Genomic DNA, 11375 nt, shown 5'->3' with positions numbered 1-11375 from the left:
TCACCCTTTGCGCAGAAACCAGGTCCGGACCTTGTACTCGTGGCCGAAGTCGACGTGTTTGAAGCGGGCAACATGGCGGCCATCGCGTTGGTAGTAGCGCCAGGGGGCCTGCTGGCGGGCCCTGGACGGATCGTAGAAGACGTCCATGTGTCCCACCGGCATGCCCTTGGGCGTGACATGCATGACGACGCTGCGCCGGGTGCGCGTCGCTGCATGCGGGGCACCTCCGTGGAACAGCTGCGGGTGCCAGATGATGACGTCGCCCGGCGACACGTGCACCGGTTGCGGCACCAGGCCTGCGGCCTCGCACTGGGCGGCCACCGCGTCCTGGTAGGCAGTCCAGCCTTCCGGCGACATCGGATCGATCGGTCCCTCGCCATAGAGCCGCTGGCGAATGGCGTGCACGTCGATCGGGGGCAGCGCATGGCTTCCCGGGACCACCATGAGGGGACCGTTGTCATCGGATACCGAGTCCAGGGCCACCCAGACGCCCATGTAGCGCCCCAGCGGAGTGGTGGCAAACACAGGGGTATCCCGGTGCAACGACTGCTCCGAGCCCCGCTCGTAGTAAAGGCTGGTGTACAGCGAAGTGGGTTCTCCGAAGAATGCGTCGCACACGGCGATGGCCGCATTCTCGGTGAGCAGCTTTGTCATCGCATCGATGGCCAGATGCAGGTTGACCACGCGATACAGCCGCCCATGCTCGTCGAGGTTACGCGCCGCGGCCTTGGCGTTGCGTTGTTTGAAGCGGCTGATGCGTTCGTTGAGTTCGTTGACCAGAGAGGCATCCACCGCACCTCGAACCACTACGTAGCCGTCCCGCTCCAGACTGTCCATTGCGTCCATCGACTCTCCTTGGAACTACATCTCACATTGAATGCCGCCCGTGGGTCGGCGTCTGTTCACGCGCCGACCTTGCTCCACACCTGGAAGCCGGTCAGCCACAACCCAAGCATGCTGCCGAGATTGGTCAGCATGAAGGTCAGCACCACCCGGGTTACCCGGTTGCGGTACCAGCCCTTCAGGGACTGCGCATCATCACGCAGCTTGAGGAAATCCTCGTACGCCGGCTTGCGCAGCCGGGTTTCCACCAGCGCGGCGAACGCGCCGGTGGGAATGCTCAGCCGGAACGGTTTGAACGGCGCGACCACGATCGCGGTCAGGATGCTGAGCGGATGGCTGCCGGCCAGCAGGCAACCCAGGCCCGCCAGGCCGCCGGTGTACATCGCCCAGACCGCCAGCAGCTCCGTGCCGACGCCAAGCCCGCCACGATAGAAGCCCACCGCGATCCCGGTCAGCACGATGGCCAGGATGGCCAGCGTGATCCACGGGATGTTGCGCTTCTTCGGCACCGACTCCAGCGACTCGCGCAGCGGACCCGGTGCATCGGTATCGGTTTCCAGATACTTGGCCAGCCCGGCCAGATGCCCGGCACCCACCACCGCCAGCACCTCGCGCTGCGCCGGGTCATGCACTTCGCGCAGGCGGGTCGCCATGTACCGGTCGCGCTCGCCGATGATGGTTTCGTACAGGGCCGGACTTTCGCTGGCGAACTCGCCGAAGCTGGCCTCCAGCATGTCGCCCTGCTTGAGCTTCTCGATCTCGTCTTCGCCAACATCTTCGGACGCGAAGAGGCCAGTGCCCAGGCCCATCACCAGCTTGATCTTGCCGACGAACCCGAGCCGCTGCGATGCGCGCTTGAAGGTCAGGCCGACTTCTCGGTCGATCAGGTGCACCGGCAGGTTGCGTTCGTTGGCGAGGTTGACCGCGCGCTTGAGTTCGGCGCCCGGCTCGATGCCCAGCTGCTCGGCCAGGCGGCGCTGGTAAGCGGCGAGGGCAAGGTTGGCGGCGAACAGGGCGACCCGGCCTTTGCGGATCACTTCGACCAGGTCGAGCTTGGCCAGCGCGTCCGGGTTGGTAAGGGCCTGCAGGCGCTGCGGATCCAGTTCCACCGCCACGGCATCGAAACGCCCGCTGTTGATCGCGCGTTCCACCACCTCGACGCTCGCCTGCGAAACGTGCGCAGTGCCAAGCAGGGTGTAGCGCACGCCGTCGCGTTCGACCACGCGCACGGGCTGGCCGGCGAACAGGGTGTCGCCGTTGGGGTCCATCAGGTTCTCAGTCATTTCGTCATTCATTGGAAGGGGCGCTGTCGGCGCCGTCGCCGAGCGCGCGCTGCATCTGCACGGTATCCAGCCAGCGGCCATGCTTGCGGCCCAGGCCGCGGAAGATGCCGACAGTGTGGAAACCGAAGCGTTCGTGCAGCTTGATCGAGGCGGTGTTGGACGGTTCGCCGATCACCGCGACCATCTGCCGGTAACCCCGCGCCACGCAGGCGTCGATCAGGCCCTGCATCAACGCGGTGCCCACGCCACGCCCCTGGAAGGCGGCATCGACGTAGACCGAGTTCTCCACGGTCCACTGATAGGCGATGCGCCCGCGGTAGGTATTGGCGTACGCATAGCCGGCAACCTGGCCATCGACCTCGGCCACGATGTAGGGGAAGCCACGTGCAACGATGTCATGCATCCGTCGCAGCATCTCGGCCGCGTCGGGAACGTCGTACTCGTAGGTGTTGACGAAGTCGGTCACTTCCACGGCATAGATCGCGGTGATGGCCGCAATGTCGGCATCGGTGGCATCGCGCAGCTGCACGGTCACGGGGCAGGGTTCCTGTGGGATCAGTCGATGTAGCGCTTGAGCAGGTCGCCATAGGCATCGATGCGGCGGTCGCGCAGGAACGGCCAGATGCGGCGCACATGTTCGCTGCGCTGCAGGTCGACGTCGCACACAAGCACGGTAGGCTCACCGCCGGCTTCGGCGATGAATTCGCCCTGCGGACCGAGCACGTGGCTGTTGCCCCAGAACTGGATGCCGGACGCGCCCAGCGGCGACGCCTCATGGCCCACGCGGTTGCAGCTCAACACCGGCACGCCGTTGGCCACGGCATGGCCACGGTGGCTCAACACCCACGCATCACGCTGGCGGCCCTGCTCGTCCTTCTGGTCGTCCGGGTCCCAGCCGATGGCGGTGGGGTAGAGCAGCAGTTCCGCACCGGCCAGCGCCATCAGGCGCGCCGCTTCCGGATACCACTGGTCCCAGCACACCAGCACGCCAAGGCGGCCCACCGAGGTGTCGATCGGCTTGAAGCCGATGTCGCCGGGGGTGAAGTAGAACTTCTCATAGAAGCCCGGATCGTCCGGGATATGCATCTTGCGGTACTTGCCCAGCAGCGTGCCGTCCTTTTCGAAGACCACGGCGGTGTTGTGATACAGGCCTGCCGCGCGACGCTCGAACAGCGACCCGACGATCACCACGCCATGCTTCTTGGCGAGCGCGCCGAGTCGTTCGGTGCTGGGGCCCGGGATCGGCTCGGCCAGGTCGAATTCGTCGACCGACTCGTGCTGGCAGAAGTACGCACCATTGTGCAGTTCCTGCAGCAGCACCAGCTTGGCACCCTGGGCAGCCGCTTCAGCCACGCGCGTTTCGATCACGGCCAGGTTGGCGGCCGCGTCACCGTGGTTGCGCTCCTGGATCAGGGCGACGGAAAGGGTGTGGCGTGAGCTCATCCGGGGCGGGTCCTGCAGGGGGAAAAACGCAGTTTATCGCGGATGGGTGTGTAGGGCGTGCTGGGGGTTAAATGGGTTGGAGCGAAAGCCAAAGCCGGCGTCTTCGATGCTACGTGCAGGGGCGGCCGCCGGGCAGCCCCGCTCCGGGACACGCCGTGAACCGCCCTCCGGGCCCCGGCCCAATCGCCAGCGATTGGGCGTTCAGTCGCACGCGAGGCAGTGCCTCGCAAGCAGTGCGCCTTCACCCATGGGGGCTGCTAGAAAACATCCATGTTTTCTAGCGTCCCTCCGGGGGCTACCCGGCGGCCGCCCCCACACATGGTCGTGTGCGGTTGGAAAGGGCGGACACGCATGGCGTGTCACTACGCGCGTGCGACCGTCCGCAGGGTAGGGTCGGTTCCCAAACGACCGCCGTGGAATCATCCGCGCCCGGTAACGCATGGAAACGATCGGCACCGAACGGCCGGCCGACGGCCGGCACCGGCGTCTCTCGTGGCCACCGCCACACTGTCAAAGGGTCGCCCGGGGTCGGTTTGCGGGGGACTCGGCGCCATGGATGGCGTCCGCGTAGCCTCCATGGACGGATTTACGGCGACCCCGCAAACCGGCACCGGGCGGCCCAAGCCAGGGCAACCTGGCACCTCTCGGCTGTTCGCCCAAAACCAAAAACGCCGGGCGAAGCCCGGCGTCAGTGAAGTCATCTACTGCCGACCCAAAATCAGGCCGCCAGAACACCCGCCGGCAACTGCATGGTGATGCAGTGCAGGCTGCCGTTCTGCCAGATCAGCGAGCGGCAGGGGACCTGCACGATCTCGTGGTTCGGGTAGGCCCGGGCCAGCACGTCGCGCGCCGCGTCGTCCGCGACGTCGCCGTACGCCGGCATCAGCACCGCACCGTTGAGGATCAGGTAGTTCGCATACGACGCCGCCAGCCGGCGACCCTCGTCGATCACCGGGCGTGCCCACGGCAGCGGGAACAGCCGGTACGGCTGGCCCCCGGCCGTGCGCAGCGCCGCCAGCTCGTTGCCCATCGCCTGCAGCTCCGCGAAATGCGAATCCGTGCTGTCATCACAGGCCTGGTACACGATGCTGTCCACCGACGCGAAACGCGCCAGCGTATCGATGTGTGCGTCCGTGTCGTCGCCTTCCAGATAGCCGTGGTCCAGCCACAGCACCCGGTCCTGCGCCAGCCAGCCCGCCATGTCCGCGCTCAGCGACGCCCGGTCGCGCTCCGGATGACGCTCGTGCAGGCACTGCCACGTCGTCAGCAGCGTGCCCGCCCCGTCGGTCTCGATCGCACCGCCTTCCAGCGCGAACGGAATGCTCTTCAGCTCTGCGTCCGCGAACAGACCCGCCTGGTGAAGCACCCCCACCAGCTGGTCGTCCAGGCTCGCCTCGAACTTCCCGCCCCAGCCCGTGAAACGGAAATCCAGCAGCCGGAAGCCGCCGTCCGCACGGCGCAGCGTGATCGGGCCCGAATCGCGCAGCCACGTGTCGTCGTAGGGCGCCGTGACGAACCGCACCCGGTCCGTATCGATCCGGTTCGAGCGCAGGCGCGCGTCCGCGTACGCCTCCAGGTCGTCGTCGGCCACGATGATCACCACCGGCTGGAAGCGGGTGATGGCCGCGACCAGGGCGATGTAGGTGTCCTCGACGTCACCCAGGCGGTCGGCCCAGTCGGTGTCGGCGTGGGGCCAGGCGATCAGGATGGCGGACTGGGATTCCCATTCGGCCGGAAAACGGAGCGTGTCGTTCATGGTCTCGGTGCAATGACCCGCCGGATGCCGGCGGGCGGGGTGGGGTGGGTCAGCGGATCGGCGGCCTCGGGCCGACTTCGTTGCTGTCGGCCTTGTTGACCACCACGTCGATCACCTTCGACTTCTCGAAGTAGACGGTGAACTGCGGGTAGACCCAGCGGTTGATGGTCGGCCACTGGCGCTTCTGGCCGCCGCGCGGATCCAGCCTTTCGCTGGGCTCGCCGAAGGCAGCCTGGACCTGGCTGGCGGTCTGGCCGCGAACCGGAACGGCCGTGGTGGGCTGCTCCTTGGTGCGGTCGATCAGCAGCGTGTCGGCGTGGACGCTGGCGCAGGCCAGCAGGGCAAGCAACGGCAGGGTGGACAGGTAACGCTTCATCTCGATCTACTCCCCAGTCATCAAGAACGGTGTGGGCCAATTACAACAAAATCGGCAATAAAAAACCGCCCGGAGGCGGCTTTTTATTCAGGCAGGTCGCGACCATGGGGGTCGGGACGCCTTGGGCTCAGCGCTGGCGAGCCTTGAAACGCGGGTTCGACTTGCAGATCACGAAGATCTTGCCGCGACGACGGACGACCTTGCAGTCGCGGTGACGGGACTTGGCCGACTTCAGGGAAGACAGGACTTTCATTGCATACCTCGGCGTAAACGTGGATTCGGGTGGAGCGCGGCCGCGATATGCAGATGACAATCGGCAGGTGACGCTCGTTCAAGCCCGCCATTCTACCGGGCTTTTTTCCATCCTTTCAAGTGGTTGCACCAAAAAAGTCTCGGTGCCGGCCCGCCAGGGGCTAGAATGGGCGGTCAAATCCACAGGGAAACCCATGAACCAGCTACCTCCCGTGCTCACCATCGACGGCCCGTCCGGGGCCGGCAAGGGGACCGTCAGCCGCATTGTCGCACGCCGGCTGGGTTGGCATTACCTGGATTCCGGCGCCCTGTACCGCGCCGTGGGCGTGGCCGCAAGCTGGGCCGACATCGACACCTCCGACGCTTCCGCGCTGGTCCGCTGCACCTTCGACACCCATGTGAAGTTCGTTGAAGCCGGCGACGGCGGGCTGCGTGTCATCGTCAATGAGACCGACGCCACCGACGAGCTGCGCCTGGAGACCACCGGCGCGCTGGCCTCCGCCATCGCCGCCATCCCCGAAGTCCGGGCCGCCCTCAAGGAGCGCCAGCGCGCATTCAGGGTTCTGCCCGGCCTGGTCGCCGACGGCCGCGACATGGGCACCGTGATCTTCCCGGACGCCCCGTTCAAGGTGTTCCTGACCGCCAGCGCCGAGGAGCGCGCGGAGCGTCGGCATAACCAGTTGAAAGACAAGGGGGTTTCTGTTAACTTTGATGACCTCCTGCGCGAGATCATGGCCCGCGACGCCCGTGATGCACAGCGCACAGTGGCGCCCCTGAAGCCGGCAGACGATGCCGTCGTCATCGACACCAGTGGTATCGGCATCGACACCGTCGTTGCCAAGGTACTGGATCTGCTTCCGGTTTCGGGTGCCTGATCCGTTGCAAGGAGGCCGTCAATCCATCGGCGGTAGTCGCACCAATGCAAGGCAACACAAGCTCCGTCCCGCAATGATGCGTGGCGGTTTTCCTACTTAACACACGACCTGCGTTTCCGGGGTCGACCAACAGGCGGGCAGTAAACGGAACCCTTCCGGGAACCAATGCCCATGTGTCCAACAGAGTAAATCTAATGACCGAATCATTTGCCGAACTGTTTGAAGCCAGCCAGGCCAATCTGGCCAAGCTGAAGCCGGGCGCCATCGTCAGCGGTGTTGTCGTTGAAGTCCGCGGCGACGTCGTGGTGATCAACGCCGGCCTGAAGTCCGAAGGCATCGTGCCGATCGAACAGTTCCGTAACGACGCTGGCGAAATCGACGTTGCCGAAGGCGATGTCGTCAAGGTCGCCCTCGACTCGATCGAGAACGGCTTCGGTGAAACCGTCCTGTCGCGCGAGAAGGCCAAGCGCGCCATGGTGTGGGACGAGCTGGAAGAAGCGTTGGAAAAGAACGAAACCATCACCGGCCGCATCAGCGGCAAGGTCAAGGGTGGTTTCACCGTGGACATCAAGGATGTCCGCGCGTTCCTGCCCGGTTCGCTGGTGGATGTGCGCCCGGTGCGCGACCCGGCCTACCTGGAAGGCAAGGAGCTGGAATTCAAGCTCATCAAGCTGGACCGCAAGCGTAACAACGTCGTGGTCTCGCGCCGCGCTGTCGTCGAAAGCGAGCACTCGGAAGAGCGCGAGCAGCTGATGGACAAGCTGCAGGAAGGCGCGATCCTGAAGGGTGTCGTCAAGAACCTGACCGATTACGGCGCGTTCGTGGACCTGGGCGGCATCGACGGCCTGCTGCACATCACCGACATGGCCTGGAAGCGCGTGCGCCATCCGTCCGAAGTCGTGAACGTCGGCGACGAGCTGGACGTGCGCGTGCTGAAGTTCGACCGCGAGCGCAACCGCGTTTCGCTCGGCCTGAAGCAGCTGGGCGAGGATCCGTGGGACAACATCGCCCGTCGTTACCCGGCCAACAGCCGCGTCTTCGGCAAGGTCTCCAACGTCACCGATTACGGCGCGTTCGTCGAGATCGAGCCGGGCGTGGAAGGCCTGGTGCACGTGTCCGAAATGGATTGGACCAACAAGAACGTCAACCCGTCCAAGGTTGTGCAGGTCGGTGACGAAGTTGAAGTCATGGTCCTGGACGTCGACGAGGAGCGTCGCCGCATCTCGCTGGGCATGAAGCAGGTTGCCGCCAATCCGTGGGAAACCTTCGCTGCCATCCACAAGAAGGGCGACAAGGTGTCGGGCCAGATCAAGTCGATCACCGACTTCGGCATCTTCATCGGCCTGGACGGCGGTATCGACGGCCTCGTGCACCTGTCCGACATCAGCTGGAACACCACCGGCGAAGACGTGGTCCGCAACTTCAAGAAGGGCGACAACCTGGACGCCGTCGTCCTGGCCGTCGATCCGGAGCGCGAGCGCATCAGCCTGGGCGTCAAGCAGCTGGAGCAGGATCCGTTCGGTCAGTACATGGCTGCCAACCCGAAGGGTTCGAAGGTCGAAGGCGTGGTCAAGGAAGTGGACGCCAAGGGCGCTACCATCGAACTGGCTGACGGCATCGAAGGTTACGTCTCGGCTCGTGACGTTGCCAACGAGCGCGTCGACGACGCGACCCAGTTCCTGAAGGTCGGCGACAAGGTTGAAGCGAAGTTCGTGGGCATGGATCGCAAGGGTCGTACCCTGCAGCTGTCGATCAAGGCCAAGGACGACGCGGAAATGCGCGAAGTGCTGGAGGAATACCAGTCCTCTTCGGCTTCCAGCGGCACCACCCAGCTGGGCGCGCTGCTGCGTGCACAGCTGAACGGCAACAAGTCCGAGTAATCGGTCTTACCCGTTGCAGTAGTTCCTGGACGGCCCGGACAATTGTCCGGGCCGTTTCAGGGTTTGAGGCCCTCGACGCGAGTCCGCAATGACCAAATCCGAGTTGATCGAAATCCTGGCGCGCCGACAGGCGCATCTGAAGTCGGACGATGTCGATCTGGCGGTAAAGTCGTTGCTGGAAATGATGGGCGGGGCGCTGGCCGGCGGGGATCGCATCGAGATCCGCGGGTTCGGCAGTTTTTCGTTGCACTACCGGCCGCCCAGGCTGGGTCGCAACCCCAAGACCGGGGAATCGGTCGCATTGCCGGGCAAGCATGTCCCGCACTTCAAGCCGGGCAAGGAACTGCGTGAGCGCGTCAGCGCCGTGGTGCCGCTGGAAAGCGATCCGGCCTGAGCCAAGTCGTCCGCCCTCGCGGATGCACCCTTTACATCCCTTCGGCTACTCTTTGACCGAACGCATGCCTTCTTCTCCTTTCGACGGACAATAAGCGCCGATGGAATTCGTCTCCGAGTGGTTCTGGTTTTTCCTGTTCCTGCCGCTGGCAGCGGTGTCCGGCTGGGTGATCGGCCGACGTGGCGGGCAGCGCCACGGCGACAACCAGGTCAGCCGCCTCTCCAGCACCTATTTCCGCGGCCTGAACTACCTGCTCAACGAGCAGCCGGACAAGGCCATCGAACTGTTCCTGCACATTGCGGAGCTGGACAAGGAAACCTTTGAAACCCAGGTTGCGCTGGGCCACCTGTTCCGCCGCCGAGGCGAGGTCGACCGGGCCATCCGCCTGCACCAGGGGCTGGTCAACCGTACCGACCTGAGCGACGCCCAGCGCGTCCAGGCCCTGCTGGCGCTCGGCGAGGACTACATGAAGTCCGGTCTGCTGGACCGCGCCGAAACCGTGTTCTCCGAACTGGCCCAGATCGACCAGCGCGCCCCGCAGGCGCTCAAGCACCTGATCGGCATCTACCAGGCCGAGCGCGACTGGGAAAAGGCGATCGACAACGCCACCCGCTACGAGGAAGTCACCGGTGAGCCGATGGGCAAGCTGGTCGGGCAGTTCGAATGCGAGCTGGCCGAGCGCTTCCGTGGCGCCGGGAAGATCGACGAGGCGCGTGCGGCGATTGCCCGCGCCTACCAGGCCGACGCCATGTCGGTCCGCGCTGGCATCATCGAAGGTCGCCTGGAAAACGATTCGGGCAATGCCGAAGCGGCGGTGCGCGCCTTCGAGCGCGCGGCCCGCAACGATCCCGAGTACCTGCCCGAGGTGCTGCAGCCGCTGATGCAGAACTACCGAAAGGTGGGCGACCTGGGCGGCGCGCGCGCGTTCCTCTCTGAAATGACCGAGCACTACCGCGGCATCGCCCCGGTCCTGGCATTGACCCAGTTGATGGAAGAGCAGGAAGGCGTTGCCCCCGCGCGCGCCTACCTGGGCCGCCAGCTCAAGGATCGTCCGTCGGTCCGTGGCGAGTCTGCCCTGATCGACCTAACCCTGGCCGAGGGCGCCGATTCCACGGCGACCCTGCACGACCTCAAGCACATCACCGACCAGCTGCTGGTCCGCAATCCCGCCTACCGCTGCACCCGCTGCGGCTTCGGCGCGCGCACCCATCACTGGCAATGCCCGAGCTGCAAGGAGTGGGGAACGGTCAAGCCGCTGCTGAACTACGCGGTACTCTGACCCATGTTCCCGGGAGTGTGGATCGGACTGCTGGCGGTGCTGGCAGTCGCGGCGGTGCTCACCGCGTGCGCCCGCTACTACGCGCTGCGGCGCAACCTGCTGGACCAGCCCGGCGAACGCCGCAGCCATGGCGTGGCGACCCCGCGCGGCGGCGGAATCGCCATCGTGCTGACCCTGCTGCTGGCGGTCGTTGCCGGTGCATTTTATTGGCCGCAGGCCCGCACCACGCTGCTGGTGTTCGGGCTGGGCCTGGCCCTGGTAGCCGGGATCGGCTGGTGGGACGACCACCGGCCGCTGCCGGCGGTGCGCCGGCTGCTGGTCCACGTAGTGGCCGCCAGCCTGCTGGCCGGGCTGGTCTGGAACGCCACCGGCAACCCCTGGCAGGCGGCGCTGGCCCTGCTGTTCACGACATCCCTGATCAACATCTGGAACTTCATGGATGGGATCAACGGGATTGCCACCACCCAGGCCATCCTGGCCGGCGCCGCGTTCGCGCTGGTGCTGCCGGGTCCGCTGGCGCTGGCCGGCGTGGTGCTGGCCCTGGCGTGCCTGGGCTTCCTGCCGTTCAACTTCCCCCGGGCCCGGATCTTCATGGGGGACGTCGGCAGCGGCGCGCTCGGCTATGCGGTGGCCGCCCTGGTCTGCCTGGCCAGCGTGGCAACCACGGTGTCCTGGCTGCTGCTGCTGGTGCCACTCACTGCCTTCCTCGTGGACGCGGGCTTCACACTGCTGGCGCGCATGCTCTCCGGGCAGAGGTGGATGGAACCCCACACCCAGCATCTGTACCAGCGCGCCGTCAAAGGTGGAGCAACGCACACTTCGGTTACAGGGATGTACTTTGTTTTTGGTTTGTTCAGTATTACAGTGTTTAATGCTTGCACGTATTTGCAGCCGAGGTGGGAGGCTGCCGTGGCCGTAACGTGGATAATCTCCGCGACCGGTCTTTGGCTACTCCTGCGCAAGGGAATGCGCCACTAGAAGGAATGCTTGGTTT

Annotated in this window: 12 protein-coding genes; 5 read left to right on the top strand and 7 right to left on the bottom strand. The window is 65.4% G+C overall.

Going from position 1 to position 11375, the window contains the following annotated elements:
* The 7 genes from C2U58_RS09420 to ykgO all read right to left on the bottom strand — a co-directional run bounded on the left by C2U58_RS09420 (window position 1) and on the right by ykgO (window position 5954).
* Window positions 1–846, bottom strand: coding sequence for a phytanoyl-CoA dioxygenase family protein (locus C2U58_RS09420; protein WP_102945621.1), 846 nt, complete (start codon window positions 844–846; stop codon window positions 1–3).
* 56 nt (window positions 847–902) lie between these two features.
* A complete protein-coding gene (locus C2U58_RS09415) occupies window positions 903–2138 on the bottom strand; it encodes a TraB/GumN family protein (protein WP_102945620.1) in 1236 nt (411 codons plus the stop codon).
* On the bottom strand, window positions 2131–2661 hold the full coding sequence (locus C2U58_RS09410) for a GNAT family N-acetyltransferase (protein WP_070209194.1): 531 nt from the start codon (window positions 2659–2661) through the stop codon (window positions 2131–2133). Before C2U58_RS09410 ends, C2U58_RS09415 begins: the two co-directional genes overlap by 8 nt.
* Window positions 2662–2681: 20 nt before the next feature.
* Window positions 2682–3569 (bottom strand): carbon-nitrogen hydrolase, encoded by an 888-nt coding sequence (locus C2U58_RS09405; RefSeq protein WP_070209193.1) that lies wholly within the window; start codon window positions 3567–3569, stop codon window positions 2682–2684.
* A gap of 718 nt (window positions 3570–4287) precedes the next feature.
* Window positions 4288–5325 carry an agmatine deiminase family protein gene (locus C2U58_RS09400; protein ID WP_102945619.1) on the bottom strand — a complete coding sequence of 346 codons (1038 nt, stop codon included), beginning with the start codon at window positions 5323–5325 and terminating at the stop codon, window positions 4288–4290.
* A 49-nt stretch (window positions 5326–5374) separates the two neighbouring features.
* The gene (locus C2U58_RS09395; RefSeq protein ID WP_070209364.1) at window positions 5375–5701 is read right to left on the bottom strand and encodes a hypothetical protein; all 327 of its coding nucleotides are present in this window, start codon (window positions 5699–5701) and stop codon (window positions 5375–5377) included.
* A gap of 127 nt (window positions 5702–5828) precedes the next feature.
* Complete coding sequence (ykgO, locus tag C2U58_RS09390; protein WP_017355593.1) at window positions 5829–5954, bottom strand: type B 50S ribosomal protein L36; 126 nt, start codon at window positions 5952–5954, stop codon at window positions 5829–5831.
* Between the two features lie 193 nt (window positions 5955–6147).
* On the opposite strand from ykgO, the gene cmk reads away from it, so the two are divergent.
* The 5 genes from cmk to C2U58_RS09365 all read left to right on the top strand — a co-directional run bounded on the left by cmk (window position 6148) and on the right by C2U58_RS09365 (window position 11359).
* Window positions 6148–6828, top strand: a complete 681-nt coding sequence (gene cmk / locus C2U58_RS09385) for a (d)CMP kinase (RefSeq protein WP_102945618.1) — start codon at window positions 6148–6150, stop codon at window positions 6826–6828.
* Between the two features lie 194 nt (window positions 6829–7022).
* A complete protein-coding gene (gene rpsA / locus C2U58_RS09380) occupies window positions 7023–8708 on the top strand; it encodes a 30S ribosomal protein S1 (protein ID WP_070209366.1) in 1686 nt (561 codons plus the stop codon).
* Between the two features lie 88 nt (window positions 8709–8796).
* A complete protein-coding gene (locus C2U58_RS09375; protein ID WP_017355596.1) occupies window positions 8797–9102 on the top strand; it encodes an integration host factor subunit beta in 306 nt (101 codons plus the stop codon).
* A gap of 100 nt (window positions 9103–9202) precedes the next feature.
* Window positions 9203–10381: a lipopolysaccharide assembly protein LapB gene (lapB, locus tag C2U58_RS09370; RefSeq protein WP_102945617.1), complete on the top strand. Its 1179-nt coding sequence runs from the start codon at window positions 9203–9205 to the stop codon at window positions 10379–10381.
* A 3-nt stretch (window positions 10382–10384) separates the two neighbouring features.
* Window positions 10385–11359, top strand: coding sequence for a glycosyltransferase family 4 protein (locus C2U58_RS09365; protein ID WP_102945616.1), 975 nt, complete (start codon window positions 10385–10387; stop codon window positions 11357–11359).
* Window positions 11360–11375: the final 16 nt, after the last annotated feature.

Source organism: Stenotrophomonas sp. VV52 (genome assembly GCF_002893095.1).
Classification (GTDB): Bacteria; Pseudomonadota; Gammaproteobacteria; order Xanthomonadales; family Xanthomonadaceae; genus Stenotrophomonas; species Stenotrophomonas aracearum.
This window is presented reverse-complemented; position numbering and strand designations above follow the sequence as displayed.

Excerpts from the sequence above, each read along its gene's own strand:
- C2U58_RS09420 (WP_102945621.1), bottom strand. The coding sequence starts at position 846 with ATGGACGCAATGGACAGTCTGGAGCGGGACGGCTACGTAGTGGTTCGA.
- rpsA (WP_070209366.1), top strand. The coding sequence starts at position 7,023 with ATGACCGAATCATTTGCCGAACTGTTTGAAGCCAGCCAGGCCAATCTG.
- lapB (WP_102945617.1), top strand. The coding sequence starts at position 9,203 with ATGGAATTCGTCTCCGAGTGGTTCTGGTTTTTCCTGTTCCTGCCGCTG.
- C2U58_RS09375 (WP_017355596.1), top strand. The coding sequence starts at position 8,797 with ATGACCAAATCCGAGTTGATCGAAATCCTGGCGCGCCGACAGGCGCAT.
- C2U58_RS09365 (WP_102945616.1), top strand. The coding sequence starts at position 10,385 with ATGTTCCCGGGAGTGTGGATCGGACTGCTGGCGGTGCTGGCAGTCGCG.
- ykgO (WP_017355593.1), bottom strand. The coding sequence starts at position 5,954 with ATGAAAGTCCTGTCTTCCCTGAAGTCGGCCAAGTCCCGTCACCGCGAC.
- cmk (WP_102945618.1), top strand. The coding sequence starts at position 6,148 with ATGAACCAGCTACCTCCCGTGCTCACCATCGACGGCCCGTCCGGGGCC.
- C2U58_RS09415 (WP_102945620.1), bottom strand. The coding sequence starts at position 2,138 with ATGAATGACGAAATGACTGAGAACCTGATGGACCCCAACGGCGACACC.
- C2U58_RS09400 (WP_102945619.1), bottom strand. The coding sequence starts at position 5,325 with ATGAACGACACGCTCCGTTTTCCGGCCGAATGGGAATCCCAGTCCGCC.
- C2U58_RS09395 (WP_070209364.1), bottom strand. The coding sequence starts at position 5,701 with ATGAAGCGTTACCTGTCCACCCTGCCGTTGCTTGCCCTGCTGGCCTGC.
- C2U58_RS09405 (WP_070209193.1), bottom strand. The coding sequence starts at position 3,569 with ATGAGCTCACGCCACACCCTTTCCGTCGCCCTGATCCAGGAGCGCAAC.